This window comes from Collinsella sp. AF19-1LB (genome assembly GCF_003459655.1).
GTDB lineage: Bacteria > Actinomycetota > Coriobacteriia > Coriobacteriales > Coriobacteriaceae > Collinsella.
In genome coordinates this window covers 80408-106654 of record NZ_QRWO01000002.1, presented here as the reverse complement: position 1 = coordinate 106654, position 26247 = coordinate 80408, and the positions used below count along the sequence as shown (strand labels likewise).

Annotated in this window: 18 protein-coding genes and 3 tRNA genes; 20 read left to right on the top strand and 1 reads right to left on the bottom strand. The window is 58.7% G+C overall.

The features are described from left to right. Positions 1–121: 121 nt before the first annotated feature. The 4 genes from DWX39_RS01370 (at position 122) to DWX39_RS01355 (ending at position 3442) form a co-directional block, all read left to right on the top strand. Positions 122–198: transfer RNA gene (locus DWX39_RS01370), tRNA-Arg, on the top strand. A 189-nt stretch (positions 199–387) separates the two neighbouring features. Continuing rightward, positions 388–464: transfer RNA gene (locus DWX39_RS01365), tRNA-Arg, on the top strand. Positions 465–817: 353 nt separating this feature from the next. Further along, positions 818–3259 carry a lipopolysaccharide assembly protein LapB gene (locus DWX39_RS01360; RefSeq protein WP_117758247.1) on the top strand — a complete coding sequence of 814 codons (2442 nt, stop codon included), beginning with the start codon at positions 818–820 and terminating at the stop codon, positions 3257–3259. A gap of 92 nt (positions 3260–3351) precedes the next feature. Beyond that, positions 3352–3442, top strand: a tRNA-Ser gene (locus DWX39_RS01355). A 322-nt stretch (positions 3443–3764) separates the two neighbouring features. Here the strand turns inward: DWX39_RS01355 and DWX39_RS01350 are convergent. Then, positions 3765–5105: a D-alanyl-D-alanine carboxypeptidase family protein gene (locus DWX39_RS01350; RefSeq protein ID WP_158561600.1), complete on the bottom strand. Its 1341-nt coding sequence runs from the start codon at positions 5103–5105 to the stop codon at positions 3765–3767. Positions 5106–5302: 197 nt separating this feature from the next. Between DWX39_RS01350 and DWX39_RS01345 the strand changes: the two genes are divergently transcribed. The 16 genes from DWX39_RS01345 (at position 5303) to hisS (ending at position 26057) form a co-directional block, all read left to right on the top strand. Beyond that, the gene (locus DWX39_RS01345; RefSeq protein WP_117758245.1) at positions 5303–5998 is read left to right on the top strand and encodes a response regulator transcription factor; all 696 of its coding nucleotides are present in this window, start codon (positions 5303–5305) and stop codon (positions 5996–5998) included. A gap of 25 nt (positions 5999–6023) precedes the next feature. Next, positions 6024–7262 carry a sensor histidine kinase KdpD gene (locus DWX39_RS01340; RefSeq protein WP_117758244.1) on the top strand — a complete coding sequence of 413 codons (1239 nt, stop codon included), beginning with the start codon at positions 6024–6026 and terminating at the stop codon, positions 7260–7262. A gap of 103 nt (positions 7263–7365) precedes the next feature. Continuing rightward, positions 7366–8241, top strand: a complete 876-nt coding sequence (gene pstB, locus DWX39_RS01335; RefSeq protein ID WP_199411424.1) for a phosphate ABC transporter ATP-binding protein PstB — start codon at positions 7366–7368, stop codon at positions 8239–8241. A gap of 64 nt (positions 8242–8305) precedes the next feature. After that, positions 8306–9034, top strand: coding sequence for a response regulator transcription factor (locus DWX39_RS01330; protein ID WP_089572665.1), 729 nt, complete (start codon positions 8306–8308; stop codon positions 9032–9034). Positions 9035–9037: 3 nt separating this feature from the next. Further along, positions 9038–10462: a cell wall metabolism sensor histidine kinase WalK gene (locus DWX39_RS01325; RefSeq protein ID WP_117634258.1), complete on the top strand. Its 1425-nt coding sequence runs from the start codon at positions 9038–9040 to the stop codon at positions 10460–10462. Between the two features lie 195 nt (positions 10463–10657). Continuing rightward, positions 10658–11314: a YveK family protein gene (locus tag DWX39_RS01320; RefSeq protein WP_055250503.1), complete on the top strand. Its 657-nt coding sequence runs from the start codon at positions 10658–10660 to the stop codon at positions 11312–11314. A 2-nt stretch (positions 11315–11316) separates the two neighbouring features. Beyond that, entirely contained in the window at positions 11317–12054 is a 738-nt protein-coding gene (locus tag DWX39_RS01315) for a CpsD/CapB family tyrosine-protein kinase (protein ID WP_117758243.1), read from the top strand. 17 nt (positions 12055–12071) lie between these two features. Next, positions 12072–12722: a tyrosine-protein phosphatase gene (locus tag DWX39_RS01310; protein ID WP_055250497.1), complete on the top strand. Its 651-nt coding sequence runs from the start codon at positions 12072–12074 to the stop codon at positions 12720–12722. A gap of 39 nt (positions 12723–12761) precedes the next feature. Continuing rightward, on the top strand, positions 12762–13265 hold the full coding sequence (locus tag DWX39_RS01305; protein WP_117758242.1) for a GNAT family N-acetyltransferase: 504 nt from the start codon (positions 12762–12764) through the stop codon (positions 13263–13265). Positions 13266–13467: 202 nt separating this feature from the next. Continuing rightward, on the top strand, positions 13468–15492 hold the full coding sequence (gene htpG, locus DWX39_RS01300; RefSeq protein ID WP_117758241.1) for a molecular chaperone HtpG: 2025 nt from the start codon (positions 13468–13470) through the stop codon (positions 15490–15492). A gap of 537 nt (positions 15493–16029) precedes the next feature. Further along, a complete protein-coding gene (locus tag DWX39_RS01295) occupies positions 16030–18804 on the top strand; it encodes a YhgE/Pip domain-containing protein (protein WP_233508829.1) in 2775 nt (924 codons plus the stop codon). Further along, on the top strand, positions 18805–20994 hold the full coding sequence (locus DWX39_RS01290) for a YhgE/Pip domain-containing protein (RefSeq protein ID WP_117758239.1): 2190 nt from the start codon (positions 18805–18807) through the stop codon (positions 20992–20994). Positions 20995–21193: 199 nt separating this feature from the next. Next, a complete protein-coding gene (locus DWX39_RS01285) occupies positions 21194–22177 on the top strand; it encodes a DMT family transporter (protein WP_117758238.1) in 984 nt (327 codons plus the stop codon). A gap of 116 nt (positions 22178–22293) precedes the next feature. Then, positions 22294–23592, top strand: coding sequence for a M20 family metallopeptidase (locus DWX39_RS01280; RefSeq protein ID WP_117758237.1), 1299 nt, complete (start codon positions 22294–22296; stop codon positions 23590–23592). 92 nt (positions 23593–23684) lie between these two features. Next, positions 23685–24440: an MFS transporter gene (locus tag DWX39_RS01275; protein WP_117758236.1), complete on the top strand. Its 756-nt coding sequence runs from the start codon at positions 23685–23687 to the stop codon at positions 24438–24440. A gap of 303 nt (positions 24441–24743) precedes the next feature. Continuing rightward, positions 24744–26057, top strand: a complete 1314-nt coding sequence (gene hisS, locus DWX39_RS01270; protein ID WP_117757833.1) for a histidine--tRNA ligase — start codon at positions 24744–24746, stop codon at positions 26055–26057. The last annotated feature ends 190 nt before the right edge of the window (positions 26058–26247 follow it).

Genomic DNA, 26247 nt, shown 5'->3' with positions numbered 1-26247 from the left:
CCTGAGGCTGTTGCAATGAAAATGACAATCAAGGCGAACAACTTAATTATCACTCCGTAAAATTTTTTTCTAATTGTCGCTTGACCCATCGGGGGCCCGCGTGCATAATAATCCGTGCGTTGCGGCGTTACCTCAGCTGGATAGAGGGTCTGACTACGAATCAGAACGTCATAGGTTCGAATCCTATACGCCGCACCAACTGAACTTTAAAGCCTCCGGTAACGGAGGCTTTTCTTATATGTCGACATACTTGAGGAGTTGCTTTCGCCGTGTTTGAAAGTATCGAGTCGATCGATTGCATCAAATGATTAAAAATCAAATTCGATAACTTTTTTTGAAAAAATGCTTGACTATTATTCAGTCCCTGTGCATAATAATCAACAAGTTGCGGCGTTACCTCAGCTGGATAGAGGGTCTGACTACGAATCAGAACGTCATAGGTTCGAATCCTATACGCCGCACCAATTGACTTTAAAGCTCCCGGCAACGGGGGCTTTTCTTATATGGGAGCATTGCGGAGATTCGAACCTCGGTCGAGGCGCGGGCGTCAAGAAAACGCGGAGCGTTTTTAGCCCGCGGGCGAGTCCGCCGGCAGGCGGGCGAAGCCGGTGCGGATCCGCGCAGCGGATGCGCGGAATCCTATACGCCGCACCAGTTGAGATTAAAGCTCCCGGCAACGGGGGCTTTTCTTTTGCGCCAGCTTGAGTGCTTTCGTCCAAAGGGACGATTTCCTGTCGACTCGTGTAAGATTCCGAGTAGATGTCGCGACTTATTCGCGACCACTCCTTCTTCAAGCGACCGATCAGGGTGATACTTCGTGGCAGAGCGTCCGACATACAAGCTCAGGTTTTTCGATCCCAAGAAGCGCTTTCCGGCGATGCCCGAGCAGCCTGCGGGACGCTCATATGGCGTGGTCTGGAAACTCTTTGGCGAGGATCAGCATGAATCTTGTTATGTCGTCGAGTTCGTTGGCAAAAGTCATGTGTCGCTTTTGGGCTACGTAAGCGTTTCGGGTGAGGTGTACAAGGTGGACCGCCCCGTCAGCGAGGCTCCGCTGCCCAACGATCCCGACATGGAACTGGTCCTTGACGAGTCGGATTCCAGTATTGGTGAGATTATGGTAAGGGAAGCCAACGGTGCAATGCGCGCGTGTGCGCAAACTGTCGGCTCTCCCGAAGGCCCCATGCGCGAGCAGTCCGACCACGAGACATGGAATTCAGCCCGCTCCCTTCCTTACGGCGAGTTCATGGCATCGATGTTCCTGCGCTACGTGATATTTGCCAACTCCGAAAACGCTATTGCGAGCACGGCGGACGCCGGCGGACTCGACGAGGGTATGCAAAATGTTATCGACAAGATCAAGCTCGTAAAGTTGCCCGAGCCGGTCGAGGTGTTTTTGGGCTTTAACACGGCACCGCTCCCCGATGCTATCGAGACGCTGCTTTACCGCGTTGACCATGCCGAGAATCCGAGCGGTATCGAGCGTTATGCCGCCGCCCTTATGAGCGAGGTCGACTTGCCCCATCTACGCACCATTGCCGCCAAGTCCGAAATGAGCCTAGCGCGCATCGACCGGTCAAAGCTGTTCTATCTCAATTTTGATCGCAGCTTGCTGGACCAGGACGAGATTGACATGCTGCTTGCCATCGAGTGCCGTCTCAACCGCCTCTCCGGCATCCTTGAGCGCATCGGGGCCGGATTGGTCCCCGCGGCATCCTCGCCGAGCCTTGAGGGCTGCGCGCTCTTTGATGCGTGGCATATCGCCAAGACGACCAACGATGTTCCCCGACTGCTCGATACGGCCTCAAGCGATAACCCGTGGGGCAAACCGGGGACGGTGGCGTGTCAGCCGGGCGGTGAGTGGGACGTGCGCACCCGCTTCGCGCGTATCGTCGAGGCGCTCAACGTGATCACGCGGCTCGACTATACCTATCGGGCAAACGTTGCCGAGGGGATTATGCTCGTTCGGTTTGGGCACTCTGTCGTGGATGCCATGCCGCAACGTGAATACGACGCTCAAGATGACGCCTGGCGCGAGCTGGAAGAGGACACGCGTGCGATCTGGGCCGCGGAGCACGATGCGCGCGTGGCGCTCACGCTTGCGGCGGCGTGCTTTGCCGCGGGCACCTGCATCACGCGCTGCTATGTGCAGATTGCTGCTCCCGACAGTGAGCAGGGCGAGCGCGTTGTCGCAACGTATTTCTTTGGGCGCGCGGCCTATCTGGCCGATTGCGTGCCTGTCGCCAAGGATCTTGAGAGCATGGACATGGACGATATGCCGTGCAAGCGTGTGCTTGAGGCATATGAGTCAACCGCTCCGGAGACGATTGAACCTGCGGAGGTTCATGCTCGTCCGCGTGATGACCATCGCATGCTGCCGCCGGCGCTGCGCGATCTGCTGCTTGCCGATACGGCTGACGAGCTGGAGGTCATGGAAGAGGACGACGACCCATACGTGGCCCGTGTTGTTGAATTGCGCGAGCAGGCAAAAGTCGACCGTACAGGTGCTTTTGAAGGCTTTTCCCGTCTTGTCGAGGAGTTGGAGGCTAAGTGCGCCGTCGCCGAGCTTTTGGCGACAGGTCTGGTTCAAACGCAGTTTTGCGATAACCAGCTGGTGCGCATGGTGCTACCGGTGTTGGAAGAAGACCGCTCTGTGCGAATCCTTCGTGCGCCCGATGCGCTGTACTTTGCCCAGCACGAGATCTGCAGTTTTTACACCGAGCAAGAGGACTTTGAACGAGCACTGCCCGAGGTGCGCCATCTTTACGATCTGGCGCGCTCGTCCATGCAGTCGCACTTTGCGCTCATCAACGTGCTTGCGCGTCTGGAGCGCTTTGACGAGATTATCGAGGTGGCGCGCCACGGCCTACGTATTGCCAGCGATCGTTCTGCAATCGGCTACCTGTTCTATCGCTTGGCGTTTGCCTATTGGAATTGCGATCAGCTCGACCTGGCGCTGGCTTGTTACCGTCTGGTGCCGCGCGGCGAGGAGTCGGGCAGCAGCGCGCTGGAAGAAATGCAGGGCCTTATGAACGAGATGGGCGTCAGCGAGCCTCCGACGTTCGAGGAAGCGGTCGAGACCATCCACAAGGCTGGACTAGAGCTGCCGCCAGTGTCCGCCGTGACAAATCAGCTGGCAGATGCCGCTGTGCAACTGGTCGACAACGGTTTCTTTTTCCTGGCGCGCGGTTGTATCTTCCAAATGTGGCGCACCATGGGCAACGACGAGCTCGGCTCCCTCAACCGCTCGCTGGGGTAGGCGAAGCTTTCAAGAAGGAAAGGCTGCTAGGCAATTAGAAAATTTCCTCTTGCTCATCCTTGGCTGTTTGGTTACTATAGAACGGCTGTTACGGAGAGCTGACCGAGAGGCCGAAGGTGCTCGCCTGCTAAGCGAGTATGCCCCAAAAGGGCATCTGGGGTTCGAATCCCCAGCTCTCCGCCAGTATGAATTGAAAGAAGGGTCCCATCTGGGGCCCTTTTTTGGTGCGGAGAAAGGAGGCTGGGGATTCGAACCCGAGAGGGCACGGGCGTTAAGCAAACGCGAAAGCGTTTGTAGCCCGTGGGCGAAAAGCCGCCAGGCTTTGAAGCCGGAGGGCATGCGTAGCATGCCCGGACATCCCCAGCTCTCCGCCAGTACGAACTTGAAGAAGGGTCCCATTTGGGGCCCTTTTTATTATCAAGAATGGCGGCTGGGGATTCGAACCCTCAAAAAAGGAGGCATCCTTTCGGACGCCTCCTTTCAGTGGGCTTATTATTCTTGCGCCCTACACCTCGGGCGCCTTGGCTACGGTCTCGCTCTCTGCCGTGAGTGGGCGGTTGTCGATGCGGCGGCCCAGGCGGTCGAGCTTCACGAGTAGCCACTCAATGGGATTCGGCCCCGAGCCTTCCTCGTCGGCAACCAAATCCATGACGGCGATCTTGGTGCCGTCCTGCTTGAGCGTAATGCTGCCCACCTTGTCGCCCACATGCACCGTGCCCGAAAGATCGTCGTAGCTAACCTTTTCGGTCACCTCGCCGGCAAGGGAAAACACGGTCGCTTGCGCCGTAGGATCGGCGAGTGTGGCGTCGATCGTCTTATCAGTCCAGTCGGTTTGACCAATGCGCGCCATAAGCGGGTTGCCGTTGGTGGTCTTTTCCTGCGTGTTGGCGATCGCGACCGTCACCTTGTGACCGTAGTACCAATTGGCAAGGGTTGCGGTATCGGTAAAGCGCTGGTCGGTGGTGGTGGAGTTCAAAACGACGGTGTAGATCTCGTCGCCATCGCGGTTGTAGGCACCCGTAAAGCAATAGCCTGCATCGTCGGTAGTGCCGGTCTTGCCACCGATGTTGCCATCTTGGCCCAGCAAATAGTTATGCGTGTCCATGGAATGCGAATGGTCGGTGCCGTCGGCGCCCGTGACCTCGATCCAGGAATCCTCGCTCGCTACGACCTCGCGGATCGTGTCGTTTTTCATGGCCTCCTGCATCATCAGCGCTACGTCGTGTGCGGTTGAGTGCATATCGCCAGCCCACTCATCAAAGTCCAGACCATGCGGGTTTTCAAAAAGCGTACCGGTGCAGCCGAGCTTCTTAGCGCGCTCGTTCATGGCCTTCACAAATGTGGCCTCGGCGTCTTTGGTCTTAGGGTCGATCTTCTTGCCCACATATTCGGCGAGCACGATGGCGGCGTCGTTGCCCGAGGGAATCATCAGGCCGCGCAGCGCCTGCTCCACGGTAAGCTCGTCGCCTTCGAGCAAGCCGGCGGTCGAATTACCCACGGTGGCTGCGGCGTTGCTCACCGTGACCTTCTCGTCCATCTTGCAATTCTCGACGGTTAGGATTGCGGTCATGACCTTGGTGATCGAGGCGATTTTGACCTGCTCATCGGCGCCGCGCCCATAGTAGACGGTGCCGTCTTTGCCCATGACGAGGGCATTGGTCGCTTCGATATCGGGCAGGTTTTCGGCCGTGATGCCGCGCGCATCGGCGGTTTTGCCGCAGACATTGTCGGTCGTGAGCACTTGGGCGCCGGCGACGGTGGGCACGCCAGCGGTAAGGGCGATAGCGCAGACAAAGCCGGCGGCAAGCTGGGCTGAGCGCTTTGCAAAAGAGGTGAGGGACTTCACAGATTTCGCTTTCGACGGGATGGTCTCTTCTGGAACTAGAGTATATCGTTTGCCGGCATCGGCGATCATCGCGTGCGTGCGTGGCCCGCATCCGCGCCCGAACGGACACATTGGTGCTTAAGGTCGACTTAATCGCCCGCGCTTGTTGTGTGTGGCACGCGCCGCCTCGGGCATAATGGAGCGCGAGAGGAGCACGCATGAACGAGCGCATTTTGGTAGTTGATGACGAGAAAGCCATCGCCGACCTGGTTGGTATCTACCTTACAAAAGAGGGCTTTGATGTCCAGATTGCCTACAGCGGGGCCGATGCGGCCAAGGCGATTCTGGAGCAGGAGTTCGATCTGGCGCTGCTGGATGTCATGCTGCCTGATATCGACGGCTTTGAGCTGTTGCGTACGATCCGTTCCAGCCATACCTATCCCGTGATCATGCTGACGGCGCGCGATGCCCAGCAAGACAAGATCGAGGGGCTCTCGCTTGGCGCAGACGATTATGTGGTTAAGCCGTTCCGTCCGCTGGAGCTCATCGCGCGCGTGCACGCTCAGCTTCGCCGCTACACCAGCTACGGTAGCCGCTCGCAGGCGGCCGAGTCTCCGACCATCCAGCTCGACGGACTGGAGATCAACCGCGATGCTCGTTCCGTGACGGTGGACGGTGCGCCGGTGCGCCTTACGCCCATCGAGTATTCCATCTTGCTGTATCTGGTCGAGCATCGTGGTAGCGTGGTGCCCGTGGAGGACCTGTTCCGCGCGGTGTGGAACGAGGACTTTATGCCCGGCTCCAACAATACGGTTATGGTGCACATTCGCCATCTGCGCGAAAAGATCGGCGACGATGCCCAGAAGCCGCGCTTTATCAAAAACGTCTGGGGCGTCGGCTACATAATCGAATAACGCCTTTGATGGTGGGGGAGTAGATATGACAAAAGACGATAGGCGGGCATTCGAGGTACCCGATCGACTCTTTGAATACGTAAGGGCGGTCGTTGACAACCGTGCGCTAGCGACGGTGCTGCTCTTTTTGCTGAGTCTGCTGCTCATCGGCATTGACAATATCGTTGGCATCCTGGCAGTTCTACTCATTGGCTTTTTGCTGATTGATCGATTCGAAATCGTTCGCCGCTGTGTGGTGATCGGCGGCGCCGCGTGGACAATTACGTTGGCGATCGGGTCCATGGCGCTTGGCGGTATTGGCGAGCCCGTATTCTTTGACGCCGGCTTTGTGTTCAACATGCTTGGATTTGTGCTGGCGCTTGCCGTGTGCGTCCTGTTCTTCTGCGGACGCGCCCTGTACTACCAGGGTTACGAGCAGGGCGAGCTGCACGCCGACCGCGTGATTGCCGCCCGCATTCAGGACCGTCTGATCGATAACCCCGACACCTGGGACAACATCGACGGCGACTTCCTGGAGGTCGAGGGCGCACTCAACCGTGTGCGCGATCGCGAGCGCAAGGTGCAACAGGCCTTGCGTGACGAGTCTCATCGCAAGGACGATCTGGTCACGTACTTGGCACATGACCTACGCACCCCGCTTGCCAGTGTGGTGGGCTATCTTTCGCTGCTGCAAGAGGCTCCTGAGCTGCCGGTTGAGCAACGTGCGCACTTTACGGGCGTGGCACTCGACAAGGCCCACCGGCTCGATGCGCTCATCGAGGAGTTCTTCGACATCACGCGCTTTGACTTCCACGATATCGTGCTCACGCGCGGCTATGTTGATCTGGGGTTGCTGCTGGCTCAGGTGGCTGACGAGTTCTATCCCATTCTCAACGAACAGCATAAAGAAGCCCAGGTTGATATCTGCGAGGATCTGACGGTGCTCGTGGACGGCGACAAGATGGCTCGCGTATTCAACAACATCATGAAAAACGCCGTTGCCTATAGCTATGAAGGCTCGATGATCACGATTGAGGCCAGACGTTTGGGTAACGGCGGCGTGCGCGTACGATTTATAAACCAGGGCGATCCGATCCCTGAGCCAAAGCTCAAGGTGATCTTTGAGAAGTTCTATCGCTTGGATGCGGCGCGTGCGACCAATCGCGGCGGCGCTGGGCTGGGTCTCGCCATCGCCAAGGAGATTGTATGCGCGCATGGCGGCACCATCGCGTGCGAATCGACGCCCGAGCATACCGTTTTTACCATCGAGCTGCCCGCCGCGTAGCGTAGGCGCCCTTACAAACACCTGACAATGCGCTCACGTGCGTATGAGCCGCGGTTTCTACTATCGATACTGCTGAATTGATATCGACGTGGAGGTATGCGGTATGACGGCTGGTGTGGCTATGGAGCCCACGGAGCTCGAGGAGCTAATGGAGGCGCGAGCCGAGGCTGCGCACGAGCGCGAAGTCGGAGACGCGACGCGCCCCACGGCGCAGGATCTTGCCGCCTCGCCGACGCGCATCGATGTCGAGGGCCTCGACCTGTTCTATGGCGACCATCATGCGCTCAAGGACGTGAATATCAAGATCCGCGACAAGCAGATCACCTCGTTCATCGGGCCTTCGGGCTGCGGAAAGTCCACGTTGCTGCGCTGCTTTAACCGCATGAACGACGGCATCAAGGATTGCCGCATCGAGGGCAAGATTGCGCTCGATGGTCAAGATATCCTGGGCGATTGCGACATCTGCCGTTTGCGCCAGCGCGTGGGCATGGTGTTCCAACGCCCCAACCCATTTCCCATGAGCATCTACGACAACGTCGCCTACGGTCCTCGCGGTATGGGTGTGCGCGACCGCGCCGTGCTCGATGAGCTGGTCGAGGACTCCCTGCGTCGCGCTGCCCTGTGGGACGAGGTCAAGGACAAGCTCAAAGAGTCGGGCCTGGGTCTTTCGGGTGGACAGCAGCAGCGCCTGTGCATCGCCCGCGCACTTGCCGTGCAGCCCGACATTCTGCTGATGGACGAGCCGACCTCGGCACTCGACCCTGTGTCGACGTTGGTGGTGGAGCAGCTGGCCTGCGAGCTCAAGGAGACCTGCACGCTGGTGGTCGTGACGCACAACATGCAGCAGGCCGCGCGTATTTCCGATTCGGTTGCGTTCTTTTTGCTGGGTGAGCTGGTGGAGCACGCGCCCACCGCGCAACTCTTCAAGAATCCGTCCGATCCACGCACCGCGGATTATTTGACGGGGCGTTTTGGCTGACGCTGTCTTTTACAGGTGCCTTTAGGGTTAAGATGCGGTCATATCGGCCGCAAAGGGGTTCAACATGATCTATTACGTCGAGGACGATGACAACATCAGGGATTTGACAGTCTACGCGCTGCGCAAGCAGGGAATCGAGGCCGAGGGCTTTTCGTGTGATGGCGAGTTTAAAGCTGCCGTGGCGCGACGGGTGCCCGATGCTGTGCTGCTCGATATCATGCTGCCCGACACCGATGGCTTGGCGATTATGCGTCGTCTGCGTGCCGATCGCCTGACGGCGACGGTGCCCATCATGATGCTTACCGCCAAGGACACCGAACTCGACAAGGTGATGGCGCTCGATGGCGGTGCCGACGATTACCTGACTAAGCCGTTTTCGCTCATGGAGCTTGCGAGCCGCTGCCGCGCACTGCTGCGTCGCGGCGGCATGGTCAAGCAGGCGAGCGATGTGCTCAGCGTGGGCGACATCGTGCTCTCGCCCAGCCATCGCGAGGTGACCGTTGCCGGCGAGCCGCTTAAGCTCACCCTGCGCGAGTTCGACCTGCTCGAGTACCTCATGCGCAAGCCCGGCGTGGTCTTTACCCGCGAGTCGTTGCTGCAGAGCGTGTGGGGCTGGGACTTCGACGGCGGTTCGCGCACCGTTGACGTGCACGTGCAGACGCTTCGCCAAAAACTGGGCGAGCATGCCAGCGCCATCGAGACCGTGCGCGGCGTGGGTTATCGCCTGGCCGAGCCTTCTGCCGGTGATGGCGCCGAAGGCGACGACACCGCGGCCACCGCATCGGAGGAGTAACCCGTGGTCTTCGCCCCCCAGGGAAAACATACGCTGTCGCACCGCGTTTTTGTGACGATCTTTGTCTGCGCCATGGCGGTTATCGTGGCGTTTACGGTGCTGGGTGCGTTCTTTGTGCAAAACACTTTGGCGGATGCCACGAGTGCCAATCTGGCGCAGGAAACCGAGCTCATTGCTGCCGCCCTCGACGAGCAGCAGGAGCCCATTCCGTTCTTGCGAAGCCTCGATCGCGAGGATCTTCGTATCACGCTGATCAATAAGGACGGATCTGTTGCCTACGACAACGAGGCGTCGCCTTCCACACTGCCCAACCATGGCGATCGCCCCGAGGTCATCGAGGCCTTTGAGAGTGGTTCGGGTTCCGCGGAGCGCGCAAGCTCTACACTCGACGAGATTATGCTGTATCGCGCCGTCACCCTTGATAACGGCCAGGTCGTTCGCTTGGCGCAGGCCCAGCCTGGCGTTGCGGCGATTTTGCTGTCGATGCTGGCGCCGATGCTGCTTATCGCAGCAGCGGGTGCAGTACTCTCGTTTTTTATGGCGCGCCGTGAGTCCCGTGCCATCATCGCGCCGTTACAAGAGGTGGATTTGGATCACCCACGCCGTAGCTATGAGCACGCCTATGCCGAGATGGTTCCCATGCTTGAGCGCATCGAGTCGCAGCGCCAGGAACTCAAGCGCCAAATGGCGGTGCTAGCGGACAACGACCGTATGCGCCGCGAGTTCACGGCGAATATCACCCATGAGCTCAAGACGCCGCTTACGGCGATTTCGGGCTATGCCGAGCTCATCGCAAATGGCATGGTCGAGGGCGAGGACGACCTGCGCAACTTTGGCGGTCGCATCTATCGTGAGGCGGGCCGCTTGGCAGCGCTTGTCAACGACATCCTTACGCTGTCTAACTTGGACGAGGCCGAACGTGCGACTGAAGGCGAGGCAGTGCCCATTGGTTCCACGGAGCCTATTGAGCTCTCGCGTGCGATCTACGCGGTTGAGCAGCGTCTTGAACAGGTCGCCCGTCAGGCGAATGTGACGATAAGTCATGAGACCAAGCCTGTGGTCATCGAAGGCGTGTCGCGCTTGGTCGACGAGCTCATCTATAATCTGGCAAGCAACGCCATCCGCTACAATCGGCCCGGCGGTACGGTTACGCTGCAGTGCGGCACCAACGACGAAGGCCATCCGTTCCTCGCTGTCGCCGACACGGGAATCGGTATCGCGCCTGAAGAACAGGGCAAGGTATTTGAGCGGTTCTATCGCGTGGACAAGAGTAGGTCCAAGGCGCGCGGCGGAACCGGCCTGGGGCTTGCCATTGTCAAGCATGCGGCCCTGTATCATCACGCCACGCTCGATCTGTCGAGCGAGTTGGGCGTGGGAACCACCATTACGGTGACGTTTCCCATACAGCAGGACGAGCCATTCGCATAGCGATACAACATAGATATTGATGTAGACGCCGCATTTGACTTTCGGGTGCGGCGTTGTTGTGCAATTTTACGATTGCTTCCGACATTTTTACAGGAGAGCCTGTTTCTTATGTATAGAGTTTGGTCTCGGTAAAAAGATGCGATAACATACGGACAGTTTTGTCAATCCGAACTGGGGAAATGAAAGGCAAGCTGCATGACCCTTCTCGAACTGTTCCAGCTGCTGAAGAAGCACCTCAAGCTGGTCATCACCCTTCCGGTGGTCTGCGCGATCGCCATGGGCATCGTGTCCTTCGTTGCGATGGACAACACCTATACCGCGACGACGAGCATGTACATTCTCGCCAAGACCGACGATAGCGGTCAGATGAGCTACAACGATCTCTCGGCGAGCCAGATGCTTTCCAACGATATCGCCACGCTGCTGGATAGCGATAGCGTTAAGAGCGGCGCCGCCAAAGAACTGGGCCTCACCGATCTGGATGACTACAAGGTGTCTGTTTCCTCCGAGACCACCACGCGTGTCATTACGCTTTCGGTTACCGGCACCGATGCCAAGGAGACGGCTGAGGTCGCAAAGGCCATTGCCAGCTCGGTGAGTACGGTCGCTCAGAACGTCGGCGCTGCCCAGAGCATCAACGTTATCGACGAGGCTAAGACCCCCGAAGCCCCCAGCGGCCCCAAGCGCACGCTGTATATTGCCGTCGCGTTCCTCGCCGGTATCTTTATCGCAGTTGCCTATGTCGTTTTGGCAGACATGCTCAATACCCGCATCCGCGGTGCCGAAGAGGCAGAAGAGCTCCTGGGTATTCCCGTTGTTGGCCGAATTCCGGCTATGAAAGGTGGTAAATAGGCATGGCTAAGGCAAAGAACACCGATAAGCTCGTTGTACAGAATGCCGCCAAGACCCTTCTGGCCAACATCCGCTTTGCGAGCGTGGACGACCCCATTCGCACCATCACCGTTACCTCCTCGATTCCCAACGAGGGCAAGTCTACGGTTTCCATTAACCTTGCTCAGGCAATCGCCACGAGCGGCAAGTCCGTGCTCCTGGTCGAGGCCGATATGCGCCGCAGGTCCCTTTCCGATATGCTCGGCGTTCGTTCGCGCGGCGGACTCTATGCAGTCCTGTCCGAGCAGGTTTCTATCGACCAGGCGATTGTCGAGACAGGTCAGAAGAATTTCTACTTCCTCGATGCCGAGCCGCATATTCCCAATCCTGCCGACATCATCGTCTCCCATCGCTTTGCCAAGCTGGTCAAGGCACTGTCTGCTAAGTTCCAGTACGTCATCTTCGATGCTCCTCCGGTCGGCACCTTCATCGATGCTGCCGAGATTGCCAGCCTGACCGACGGCGCGCTGTTCGTGGTGCGCGAGGACTTTACCAAGCGCGAAGAGGCGCTCAACGCTATCGCCCAGCTTAAGAAGTCCGAGAAGGTCAAGCTCATCGGTACCGTCATGAATTACTGTGAGACCGAGACCAGCGAGTACTACTATTCTTACTACACCAAGGACGGTAAGAAGGTTAAGAAGGGCTCCGACGATCAGGGCACTTCCAAAAAGGGCATCTTCACCAACCGAGCAAACGTTTAGTTGATTAAGGCTGACCTATGCGTGACATTCATTGCCATATCTTGCCGGGTGTAGACGACGGCGCCGCCGATCTCGAAGAGAGCTTGGCGATGCTCGAGGCTGCCAAGCGGGCCGGTGTAACCAGAATCGTTTGCACTCCTCACTGCCGTGATCCCTATTTTGATTACGACAAGATGTGGGATGCCTTTGAGCTGCTGCGCGATAACGCTGACGGTTTTCCGCTCCAGATGGGCTTCGAGGTCAACCATCGAAAGCTCGTTGAGCTTGGTATCGATGCCGCGGATCACTTGCATTTCGATGGGACCAACGAGTTTCTGCTCGAGCTTTCGACGCATGCCGATGCGTATGCGTTTAGAGAGTACGAGAACACGATTTACGATTTGCAGTGCCGTGGCTACCAGGTGATCATCGCTCATCCTGAGCGCTATCGTGCGGTTCAAAAGGATGTAAGCGTGGCGGAGCGCCTGGTCGATATGGGCTGCAAGCTGCAGGCTTCGGCGGACTTTATTGCCGGCGGTCGCTTTGGTCGCGAGAAAAAGCCGGCACAGCGCCTGTTCGATCAGAACCTGTACAGCTTCATCGCGAGCGATGCCCATAACGTGGGTCATTACGACTGCCTGGCGAAGGCTCGCGCGAAGTTTAGCGTGCGCGGAGCTCATTTTCGCTAAAATCTGTCCCTAACGTTCGCATTGAATGAAAGGGCAGCCATGGATATCCAACTTAAGACGGGATGCTTTGATGACGCGGCGTTGGTGCGCCGCGTTGTTTTTATGGACGAGCAGGGCTACGAGAATGAGTTCGACGCTATCGACGAGGATCCGAACTGCATTCATGTGACGCTCTATGTAGACGGCAAGCTTGCCGGTTGCTCGCGCGTGTTTCCCGAAGAGCTTGAGCGCGCGGCTGACGCAGAGGCTCCGGTGTCGCCGGCGTGCGACTTGGACGAAGGTGTCGCGGCGGGGGAGACCTACATTATGGGGCGCGTGGCCGTGCTGCCGAGCATGCGCCGTCGCGGTCTGGCGAGCAAGATTGTCGAGGCCAGTGATGCCGCCGCGCGTGATGCCGGTGCCAAGCTCATTAAGCTGCATGCTCAGGAATACGTACTACCACTCTATGCCAAGGCGGGTTACACGCAGATTGCCCCGCTGGACTACGAAGACGAGGGCCAGCCCCATGCTTGGATGGCCAAGCGGGTCGTGGGCGACAGATAGGGACGTTCCTTTTCTGCCGGCAGTTTGGGACACTCTTTGGCAATTGGCGCATCAGAACGTTTGGACATACAGTTTTTCGATTCCGTATGTATATATGCGCGCTAATGGGTTATAAAATCTAAGTCTGAACATAGCAGGTCTGCGATGCGGCTCGGGCAACCGGGCCGTTTTTGCGGACGGGGGTAGCGCGAAAGGACTGCACATGCGTCAATTTAAGACCGAGAGCAAAAAACTGCTCGACCTCATGATCAACTCCATCTACACCAATAAGGAAATCTTCCTGCGCGAGCTTATCTCTAACGCGAGCGACGCCGTCGACAAGCTCAACTTTAAGAGTCTGCAGGACCCGAGCGTCAAGCTCGACCAGGGCGACCTGGCTATTCGCGTCTCCTTTGATAAAGACGCCCGCACCATTACCATCTCGGATAACGGCATTGGCATGACCGCCGAGGAGCTCGAGCGCAATCTGGGCACCATCGCCCATTCCGGCTCCGAGGAGTTTAAGACCGAGAACGCCGAGCAACAGGGCTCCGATGTCGACATCATCGGCCAGTTTGGCGTGGGCTTCTACTCTGCCTTTATGGTTGCCAGCCATGTGAAGGTCGTCAGCCGCGCCTACGGCGAGGATGTCGCCCATGTGTGGGAGTCTGATGGTCTTGAGGGCTACACCATCGAAGACGGCGAGCGCGCCGAGCACGGTACCGATGTCATCCTGACGCTGCGCGAGAACGAGAAGCTCGACGCCGACGGCGAGGCCGAGACCTACGATCGCTTCCTGACCGAGTGGGGCCTCAAGAGCCTGATTCAGCAGTACAGCAACTATGTGCGCTACCCGATTCAGATGATGGTGAGCAAGAGCCGCCAGAAACCCAAGCCCGAGGACGCCGGCGACGACTACAAGCCCGAGTACGAGGACTACCAGGAGCTCGAGACCATCAACTCCATGACGCCGATTTGGAAAAAGCGCAGCTCCGACGTTGAGCAGAAGGATTACAACGAGTTCTACAAGTCCACGTTCCACGACTTTGACGATCCCGCGCGCACTATCAGCTTCCATGCCGAGGGTACGCTTGAGTACGATGCGCTGCTGTTTGTGCCGGGCCGCGCCCCGTTCGATCTGTGCAGCAAGGACTACGAGAAGGGCCTGGCGCTCTACAGCTCCAACGTGCTGATTATGGAGAAGTGCGACGACCTGCTGCCCGACTACTACAACTTTGTCCGCGGCGTCGTGGATTCTGCCGACGTGTCGCTCAACATCTCGCGTGAGACGCTGCAGCAGAACCGTCAGCTCAAGGCCATCGCCAAGCGCGTGGAGAAGAAGATTACCGCCGATCTTGAGGATATGCGCGACAACGACCGCGAGGCCTACGAGAAGTTCTTTGAGAACTTTGGCCGCGGTCTTAAGTACGGCATCTACTCGAGCTATGGCATGAAGGCCGATGAGCTCGCCGACCTGCTACTGTTCTGGTCTGCCAAGGAGCAGAAGATGATTACCCTGGCCGAGTATGCCAAGGGCATGCCCGGGGATCAGAAGGCCATCTACTACGCCGCCGGCGACTCGCGTGAGCGCTTGGCCAAGATGCCCGTGGTAAAGGGTGTGCTCGACCGCGGCTATGACGTGCTGTTGCTGACGCAGGATGTGGATGAGTTCACGTTCCAGGCTATGCGTGAGTACGTTGCCGCCGATATGCCTAAGATCTACGAGGACGACGCCGCCCGCGAGGCTGCCGAGAAGGCCGTTGCCGACGGTGCCGAGCCCGAGGTCGAGGATCGTCACCTGGAGCTCAAGAACGTCGCGACTGGCGATCTTGATCTGGCGACCGAGGACGAGAAGAAGGAGGCCGAGGACGCCACCAAGGAAAACGAGGACCTCTTTAGCGCTATGAAGGAGGCGCTCGGTGACAAGGTCGAGAAAGTTGCCGTCTCCGCGCGCCTGACCGATGCCCCCGCTTGCATCACCACCGAGGGTCCGCTTTCGCTCGAGATGGAGAAGGTGCTCCAGAAGGGACCCGAGGGCGCGCCCGACGGCATGCCCAAGAGCCAGCGCGTGCTCGAGCTCAACGCCAAGCACCCGGTCTTTGACAAGCTTGTCGCTGCCCAGAAGGCAGGTGACGCCGACAAGATCAAGCAGTACTCCGGCCTGCTCTACGATCAGGCCCTGCTGGTCGAGGGTATCCTCCCCGAGGACCCCGTTGCCTTCGCGGCGGCTGTCTGCGAGCTGATGTAACTAGGGGGTTACGCGGTTCTACGAACCGCGTAACCACTCGACGCTGCAAGCCCGCCAGAGCGGCAATCTGCCTTTCAACTTCGGCGGCATGATCAGAAGATCAATGCCGCCTTGTTTCAAGGCACCTTGCTCGCTCTGACGGGCTTTCGCTGTCTGCGCCAAAACATCGGCGTTGTTATGGGTAGTCGTTGGGGACGTTCTTAAATGACTAGTCGTTGGGGAATGTGGCACTTGGGGACGTTCCTTTTCTGCCGGCAGTTTGGGACATTCCTTGCACCATTAGTCGTTGGGGACGTTCTTGTTTGACTGGTCGTTTAAGAACGCCCCCGATGACTATTCGGATTGTTAATTTGTGCGGGTTGTGGTTTTGCGACCTGCTGAAATTTGAGATACTGTACAACTGTACGTTAACTAATCTTCGTAGTATATTGCTACCCGCAAAACTCAATACCATTGTGCTTCGAGACGCTAAAGCGCCTACGTACAATGGTTGTTGATAGTACGATTTGATTCAACGACAGGATGGATGGTCCAAGCGTGAGTCTCGGCAGCAAACTATCCGATGCAAAGGTCTTCTTTGCGATATTCAAGCGCGACATTAAGCGACTGCTTGTGAACCCCGTCGCCTTGGTGGTTACCCTGGGCGTGTGCGTTATCCCCTCGCTGTACGCTTGGTACAACATCGTGGCTAACTGGGATCCATATGGAAACACCCAGGGCATTAAAATCGCTATCGCCAACAACGATCAGGGCACCCAGAACGACCTAGTGGGCGAGCTCAATGCGGGCGATAAGGTGGTCGACCAGCTCAAGGAAAACGATCGGCTGGGCTGGACCTTCGTCGACTCGGCTGCCGATGCCAAAGAGGGCGTCGAGAGCGGGGAATACTACGCGGCGATTGTAATCCCCAAGAACTTCTCCGACAATCTCGTCTCGATGCTCGATGGCAATTACCATCAGCCTAAGCTGACCTATTACGTCAACGAGAAAAAGAGCGCCATTGCGCCCAAGGTTACCGATACCGGTGCCAACACCATCGAGGAGCAGATCAACTCGGAGTTTGTCTCCACGGTGGGCGAGACCGTAGCGGGCATCGCCAAGGATGCCGGCATCGATTTAAAGGACAAGGCAACCCAGACTCAGGACTCGCTGACAAGTTCGGTGTCCGAGGCATCCGACACCTTGGGTGAGGTGCGCGATTCGATTGGCGATATGAATGCCGCCATCGATAAGACGAGTGGCGCTATCGCCTCGGCTGATGCGGCGCTTGCCGGCATGCAAGGTCAGGCACCGTCGCTGACGCAGGCAATCTCCCAGGGCAACGACCTGCTGGGCGAGGCTCGCGCCACGGCGGGCAACTCTATCACCTCGCTCTCCAAGGCACTCTCGGAAGGTAGCCTTGCACTCACCAAGACGTCAGCCTCCGCGAACGCTGCGATTGGCAAGCTAACGGGTACGGTCACATCTACGACCACCCGCATCGACAACTCGCTCGAGTCTCTCCAGGCGACGATCGATCACAATAAGGCCGTTATCGGGCACTTGGAGATTCTCGTTAATGACACGTCGACAGGTTCCGAGGAAATTGACGCGCGCATTGTATCGACCATCGATTCGCTTCGCGAGCAAAACCAGAAGCTGCAGAGCATCAAGGATGGCCTTTCTGCACAGTCGAGCGCCATGGCAAACGACGCTACGGCAATCTCGAACGCGAGCAACGCACTCAACGCGGCAATTCAGACCGGTACGGCTAGCCTCGGTCAGGCTCAGACCGATCTGGGTCAGAACGCACTTCCGAAGGCTTCGAGCGCGCTTGACTCCTTTGCCGCCGTTTCGGGCGATTTGACCGGCATTGTGTCGGGTATGACCCCCACGATAGCGAGCGCGCGCGGCACGCTGGCGCAGCTCGACGCCACGCTCAAGCAGGCAAAGACCACGCTGTCCCAAACCGACGCCTCCCTTGCCAAGGTTCAGGACAAGCTCGCGACCGCCGCCAATGACATTGCGGCGCTGCAGACCTCTGAGTCTATGGGCGAGTTAGCCGACCTCATGGACGTCGACGTCAATGACGTGGCAGATTTCATGGCATCTCCGGTTGAGCTGACGTCCAAGTCAATCTATCCGGTCAAGAGCTTTGGCTCGGGCATCGCGCCCTTCTACACCAATCTGGCGCTGTGGGTAGGCGGCTATGTGCTCATCGCTATCTATAAACTCGAGGTCGACCGCGAGGGCATCGGTAGCTTTACGGCGCGTCAGGGCTACTTTGGCCGCTGGCTGCTGCTGGTGATCCTGGGCGCGTTCCAGGCCATTATCGTTACGGTGGGCGACCTGGTCATTGGCGTTCAGTGCGTCAATCCGCTGCTCTTTGTACTGGGCGGCATCGCTATTTCGTTCACCTACGTCAACATCATCTATGCGCTGTCCACCACGTTTAAGCATATCGGTAAAGCCATTGGCGTCATCCTCGTCATTGTGCAGATCCCCGGCTCGTCGGGCATGTATCCCATCGAGATGATGCCCGGCTTCTTCCAATGGCTGCATCCGCTGCTGCCCTTCACCTATGGCATCAACCTGCTGCGCGAGACCGTCGGTGGCATGTATTCGTTCAACTACCTGTTCAACCTGTGCATCCTGGGCGTGTTCCTTGCCATCGCACTCTTTATTGGCTTGCAGCTGCGTCCGCTGCTGCTCAACCTCAACCTGCTCTTTGACAAGCAGCTTTCCACGACGGGCCTCATGATCTGCGAGTCCAACGACCTGCCGCGCCAGCGCTATTCGCTGCGCACGGCCATGCGCGTCATGCTCGATTCGGATTCGTACCGTCGCGAGCTGCTCGATCATGCCGTGGCGTTTGAGCATCGCTACCCGTACTACATCAAGGGCGGTTTTGCCGCCGTGGTAGGCGTGCAGGTTCTGCTCTTTGTGCTTTCGACGGTGCTCGATATCGACAATAACGGCAAGATCATCCTGCTCGTTATCTGGATCATTTCGGTTATCGCCATCTGCGGCTGGCTCATCAACATCGAATACATCCGTGCGAGCCTCAATACCCAGATGCGTATCTCGGCGCTTTCGGACGAGGACCTTCGCCGCGAGATGCGCGAGCACACGGCTGCCATCCCTGCCGCCCGTCGCATGTTTGGTCTCAACGCCAGCGAGCGTGGCGCCAAGGGAGGCGAACAGCCTACGAGCCGTCTGTCGCATATCGGTGCGCATCGTAAGGCTCAAGATGCCGACGGCGCTGACAACGTAAACGGAAACGACGGGGACACCACCTCGCTTGGCAAGCACTCTAAAGGAGGTGAGGCATAAATGAAAAACATCCTGCACCTGTTTAAGCGCGATGTCCAAAACGTGTCTCGCTCCGTGATCGGCATGGTCGTCGTGATGGGCCTGATCATCGTGCCATGTCTCTATGCATGGTTTAACATCGCCGGAAGCTGGGATCCCTACGGCAATACCGGCAACCTTAAGATTGCAGTGGTCAACACCGATGAGGGTTACGAGAGCGATCTGATTCCCGTCGAGGTCAACGTGGGCGAAAACGTAACCGCCACCCTGCGCGGCAACGAGAACTTCGACTGGGTCGTCCTCAACGACCGTGATAAGGCGATTGAGGGCGTTAAGTCGGGCGCGTACTACGCTGCCGTCGTTATCCCGAAAACGTTTAGCGCCGACATGATGACGCTTTTCTCGACCGAGGTGAAGCACGCCGATATCGAGTTCTATGAGAATCAGAAGGCCAACGCCATCGCACAGATCGTGACTGAAAAGGGTTCGAGCGCCGTCCAGAGTCAGGTCAACGAGACCTTTACCAAGACCATCACGACCATCGGCCTTAAGACCGTGTCCAGCCTGCTCGACTATATGAGTACCGACCAGGTGAGCAGCTTTATCGCCAATCTGTCCTCGACGCTGGGCGATTCGGTCGAGGACCTGCAGGACGTTCAGGCGAGTGCGACGTCGCTCGCGGGCATTTTGAGCTCCACGTCCGATTCACTGACATCGGCGGGCGGCATGCTCAAGCAGACGGGCACCGTTGATGAGTCGACGAAGCAGCTGATGGAGCACGCCAAGAGTGGCATCAATGATTCCAAGGAAGCGCTCAAGGCCGCCAACGATGCCGTTGACGCGGCGATTGACGGAAGCGCGGGCTCGTTCGACAACGTGTCCGCCGAGCTTGCGAAGGCATTCGATGCCGCGAATCAGCATGTTTACCTTACGGTGTCTCAGCTCAACGAAGCCGCAGCGGCGCTCAATACGCGTGCTGACGATATCGATGCGATGACCGATCAGCTCCGTAACCTTGCCGACCAGGTAAGTGATGACAAGCTCAAAGACGGTCTCGAGTCCGCTGCGACGTCGCTGGGCAGAATTGCCGTGGAGTACCGCAACAATGCGAAGGACCTGACGGCGACCGCAAAGTCCCTTTCGGACGGCATGGCGGAGGTCAACAACTCGCGTGCCGAGGTCGACCAGGCCATCGCCGATGCCAAGGCGGGTATCTCGGGAGCCAAGTCCGACTACGATTCCACGTTCTCGGTTAAGGCCAAGGAGCTCAAGAAGACCATTTCGGGCGTTCTGGATTCCCTGAACGGTATCTCGGGTGACTTGGATAGCGCCGTGAGCGGTCTGACCGACGCCTCTGGCTCGCTCGCAAAGGGCCTCTCCAAGGCTGCGACGCTGGTCAACAAGGCTTCCGATCAGCTGGGTGAGGCATCGGACAAGATCAGCGCCTTTAAGGACGAGCTCGATGGCGCCCTGATGTCGGGTGACCTGGCCATGATTAAGACAATGATTGGCAACGACCCCGAGGGCCTCGCCGTGTCGCTTTCCGGCCCCGTCGCGCTCGACCGCAAACCGGTCTATCCGATCCGCAACTACGGTTCGGCCATGGCACCGTTCTACACGATTCTGTCGCTGTGGGTGGGCTCGATTGTACTGGCGGCCATGATGAAGGTCTCGGTTGACGATGAGCTCATCAACGAGCTGATCCCCGTGCGCCTGCACGAGATCTACCTGGGCCGCTACCTGTTCTTTGGAGGTCTGGCCCTGCTGCAGGCGACACTCGTGTGCGCGGGCGACATCCTGTTCTTTGGCATTCAGTGCGACAACCCGCTGCAATTTGTGCTGGCGGGTTGGGTCGCGAGTCTCGTGTTCTCCAATATCGTCTACACGCTTACGGTTTCGTTTGGCGATATCGGCAAGGCGCTCGCCGTCGTGCTGTTGGTTATGCAGGTCGGCGGTTCGGGCGGTACGTTCCCCATCGAGATGACCGGCCCTGTGTTCCAGGCGATCTATCCGTTCCTGCCGTTCACCCACGGCATCAACGCCATGCATGCCGCCATGGCTGGCGCCTACCATATGGAGTACTGGATTGAGCTAGGCATTCTGGCGAGCTATCTGATTCCGTCGCTGGCACTGGGCGTCGTCTTCCGCCGCCCGGTCATCAAAGCCAACGACTGGATCATCGAAAAGCTTGAAAGCACGAAGCTTATTTAGTGCAACAGCGTGACATTGACAAAACGTCGAGGTTCACTTTGCTGACGCTTTAGTGGGCTGGATTGCGGTGCAACGCTGGTTGTTGCTACAGTAGCGGGGCGTGCCGGGGGTCCGGTGCGCCCCGTTTTATTTGACCATGAGGCGGCACGCGGCCATGCACGTGCGGACACCACGCCCAGACTGAGCGCGAGGATGCCCTATGGCTCAGAATGCCGTTGATGAAATCGAAAACATGCCCGATAGCCCTGTAGCGCGCGAAGACCTGGGTGCCGGCGGCACCTCCCGCGGCGCCGGCGCGCGTTCTCCGTTCTTCTGGAAGGTCTTGCTGCTTTCGGTGGCGGTCATCTGGGGCTATTCCTTTACCACCATGAAAGATGCGCTCGATACCATTCCGGTGTTCGAGCTGGTCTACGTTCGCTTTCTCCCGGCATCACTGGTTATGTTTGCTATTTTCCATAAGCGCATCATCGCTCATTTCAATGCCCGCAACCTGATCGTCGGGCTGGGCATGGGTGCGCTCATGTGGGGAGCATACGGACTGCAAACGATTGGCCTGGCACAGACCACGGCAGGCAAGAGTGCATTTTTGACGGGCACGTACTGTATCCTTGTGCCGTTTGCCAGCTATGTCCTGAGCGGCGAAAAGCTCACCCGCTATAACCTGGGTGCGGCACTGCTGTGCCTGGCGGGCATTGGCCTGGTGGCACTCGATAGCGTCGAGTTCAATGCTGGAGATGTCATCACGCTGGGCGGCGCGGTCTTCTTTGCTATCCAGATGGCAGTGACCGGCAAGTATGGCCGCAAGATGGACATCAACGTCATCACGTTTTGGATGTTTGTGGGCAATGGCGTTTTGAGCTTAATCACGTCGCTGCTATTCGAGACTCAGGCGCCTCTGTCCGTGTGGACGCCGAGCTTTGTCGGCGTGGCGGCCTTTCTCTCGGTGGGCTGTACGTGCGTGGCACTGCTCGTCCAAAACGTTGGATTGGCGCACGTCCCGGCCTCGACGGGCTCGCTGCTCCTTTCGATGGAGTCCCCCTCGGGCGTGCTGTTCTCGGTGCTGCTGATGGGGGAGGCGCTCACCTCGCGCCTGCTTGCCGGCTTTGCGCTCATCTTTTTGTCGATTATCTTGAGCGAGACGCATTTCGATTTCTTGCGCCGAAAATCTCGCCCGCAATTGTAAACAACTTGTTGCGCCGCCCTCCTGGGGCGGCGTTTTTTATGCCTCGCCTTTAAAGTTGTACCTTGCACTTTACGCTATCAAAGTGCTTACTGCAAAAACGCTACTGGAGGGCATTTATGGCACCAGCTCAGTCCGATCTTCAACCGCAATCAGCGCCCAAGGCCACCGCAGCGGCGCAGGCCGCTATCGGTGACGGTCTCGTTGCAGAAGCTCAGGCTTTTGCAGACGAGCTCGCTGCGTGGCGACACGATTTACACCAGGTGCCCGAGCTGGGTAATAGCCTCCCACAGACCTCTGCGTATATTCAAGCGCGCCTGACCGAGATGGAAATCCCATTTGCCACGCTCGTCGATGGTTCCTGTGTCGTGGGCCTTGTCGGCGCCGGTGCCGCCGCGGCCCAGGGCAATGGCGTCTGCACGGACGAACAGGCCGGTACGGTCATCATGCTCCGTGGCGACATGGACGCCCTGCCCGTTGCCGAAGAGTCAGGCGAGCCTTTCGCCTCTACGAACGGCTGCATGCACGCATGTGGACACGATATGCACGCGACGGCGTTGCTTGGAGCGGCGCGCCTGCTCAAGGCCCGCGAGTCTGCGCTTGTCGACGCCAACGCCACGGTTAAGTTGCTGTTCCAGCCGGGCGAGGAAACCTTTGAGGGTGCCCGCGCCGCCATCGCCGATGGTCTGCTGCAGAACCCGCGCCCTCAGGTCGCCTTTGCCATGCATGTCAATAGCCAGTCGCCGCTTGGCCTGGTGCTCTACGGCAGCCCGGCGCTCTCGGGCGTGTACGGTTTTCGCATCACGCTTCAGGGCAAGGGCGGCCATGGCTCGAGCCCCGAGATCTGCATCGACCCCATCACGGCCGGCGTCCATGTGCATCTGGCGCTTCAGGAGCTCATCTCCCGCGAGGTGCCGGCGGCCAAGGAGGTCGCGCTTACCGTTGGCAAGTTCGCCGGCGGTCAGGCCGCAAATGTCATCCCCGACACTTGTGTGCTCGAGGGAACGCTGCGTGGCTTCGACGTCGAGCTCATGGAGCGCCTCAAGACCCGCATCGCGGAGGTCGTCAAAGGCGTTGCCACGACCTATCGTACGCCGGCGACTATCGAGACACTCTCGGATGTTCCCCCGCTCGTACTCGACGACGGCATGACGCAGGCGTCGCTTGGCTACGTGGGCGCGGTGCTGCCCAAGTCCGCCTTCCTGCCGCTGTTCCACGCCATGGCGAGCGAGGACTTCGCGTTGATCTCGAGCGAGATCCCGAGCGCGTACTTTACCGTGGGCGCTGCTGTGACTGATACGGACGAGCATTTTGCTCAGCATCATCCCAAGGCACGTTTTAGCGATGCCGAGCTTCCCCTTGGCGCCGCGGCTTATGCCGCCGTCGCTTTCGGATACATTGCGGACCACAAGGAGTAATCCATGTCCCAGCAAAGTAAATTTTTCCCCGGCTGGCTCGTGGTGGCCTCCGGCTTTGTCATCATGGCCACGTGCTACACCATTTTCGTTAACTGCATGACTATTCCTTCCGCACCAAGCCTTCCGAGATTGGCCTTAAGCCGCTCGGCGAGAACCCGGGCGATCCGTCCGTCTCGACGGCTGGCGACAAGGACGAGCACACGGCGCCCGAGGTTAGCGTCGGCTGGTCTCGTATCAAGAAGAGCCCGGCATTTTGGCTGCTCGTCGTCGCCTTCCTCTTTATGGGCTTGGTCAATGGCGCCATCCTGCCCAACCAGGTTACCAACATGACGAGTGTTACCGTCAACGGTGCCAAGATCGTCACGGGCGGCCACGACCCCATGTGGGCAGGCACCGTGCTTTCGGCCTACATGGTTACCGTCGTTATCGCCAAGATTTCGCTCGGTGCGATCTATGACCGCTTTGGCCTGCGCTTTGGCAATATCCTTGGCTCCGTTGCGTGCATTATCGCCTGCGTGGCGCTGTGTTTCCCGACGACGGACCTCGGTCCTATTGTCGCTGCTGTGAGCTTTGGTGTTGGAACGTGCATGGGCACCATCACGCCTACCATCGCCGCGTCCAAGCAGTTTGGCATGGCCGACCTCGGTAAGGTCACGGGCACCATTACCTCGCTCGAGATGGTCGGCGGCACCGTGGGCGCTATCGTCTCGGGCGTGCTGTTCGATGCCACGGGCTCCTTTGCGAGCACCTGGATCGTGTGCCTGGCGTGCTCCGTGGTCATGCTCGTGTTCCTGCTGGCATCCGAGCCCATCGCCGCCAAGCTGCGCGCAAGCGTGGCGGGGGAGTAGCGGGTCGCCGCCTATTCCTGTTTGTCTGTTCTGCCCGTGGCTGCCCTGGAAGCCGAATGGATGCTCGTACCGTCATTCGGTTTCCAGGGCAGCCACGGGCCTACGAAATGATCCCTTTTCCTCCGTCCCCAAGGGATCACGTGATCCGAAGGGGACGGAGGAAAAGGGATCACAAACCGCGGCGGCGCGTCTGGCCGAACGAGTCCCCATACCCTCGTTCGGTCAGACACGCCGCCGCGTTGCTGCTTTGTGCCGTATAATGTCCACTACCTATGACGCGATACAAAAGAAAGGTGTTTGCCCATGCAGGCACAGAAGGCGGAGGGAACCCGCGACCTTATCGGCGCCGAGATGCGCGCTTGGCAAAAGATGCAGCAGATCGCTGCCGGCGTGTTCGAGCCGTTTGGTTTTAAACCCATCGAGACGCCCGCGATCGAGCAGGTGGACGTCTTTGTCCACGGCATCGGCCAGTCGACCGACGTCGTGCGCAAGGAGATGTTCCGCGTCTTTAGCGGCGCCAACCTGGAGCGCGTCTTTACCGAGGGCACCGACACAAAACTCAAGCCCAAGCAGCGCCTGGCGCTTCGTCCCGAGGGCACGGCCGGTGTGGTGCGCGCAGTCGTGGAGAACAACCTGGTGCCCCAGGGCTCCACGCCGTTTAAGGCTTACTACGCCGAGGCCATGTTCCGCGGCGAGCGTCCCCAGAAGGGCCGCCTGCGTCAGTTCCACCAGGTGGGTATCGAGTGGCTCGGCGCTCCCGATCCGGCGGCAGACGCCGAGTGCATCATCATGCTCATGGAGTTCTACAAGCGCCTGGGCTTCGATCTTTCCAAGCTCCGTCTGCTCATTAACTCGATGGGCGACGCTCAGTGCCGTCCGGCTTACCGCGAGCAGGTCAAGCAGTTTATCCTCGATCACGCTGACGAGATGTGTGACGAGTGCCGCGAGCGCGCCGAGCTCAACCCGCTGCGTGCCTTCGACTGCAAGAACGACCACTGCCGCGAGATCATGGCCGACGCGCCGCTGATGGGCGACAACCTGTGCGACGAGTGCCGCGAGCACTACGAGCAGGTCAAGCGCTATCTGGATGCCGCCGGTATCGAGTATGTCGAGGATCCCACACTGGTGCGTGGTCTGGACTACTACACCCGTACCGTCTTTGAGGTCGAGGCTCCCGGCGCCGGTGTCGGCTCCATTGGTGGCGGCGGTCGCTATGACGGTCTGGTCGAGCTCGAGGGTGGCAAGCCCACGGCGGGCGTCGGCTTCGCTGTCGGTTTTGAGCGCGCCCTGCTGGCCCTGCAGGCCTTTGGTAACGACTTGGGTGCCGAGGAGGCCCCGTGCGTCTACGTCGCCAATGCCGGCAAGGAGCTGCGCCAGAACGTCTTTGCCATCACGCAGGAGCTTCGCGCCGCTGGCATCGTGACCGAGGCCGACTACCAGGGTCGTTCGCTCAAAGCTCAGTTTAAGCAGGCCGACAAGGTTGGCGCCAAGCTCATTTTGGTCCTGGGTGGCGACGAGCTTGCCGCCGGCAAGGTCAAGGTGCGCGACATGGAGAGCCATGAAGAGGTCCTTGCCGATCTGGCCAACGTCGTCGAGGCGGTTCGCGAGCGCCTGTAGCGCATCATTTTGAGCTGCGGGTCCGCTTGAGTGTCTCGTCCATTGCGAGCGATTGTTACGGGGGTGTTTCGCATTTATGCGGAATGCCCCCGTTTGTGTATGCCGTCCACCGAGAAATACGACCATTTAGAGCAAAACCCTTGCAATGCAGAAAATACTTTTGTGTGGTAAAGCGCAATCAGTGTCGAAA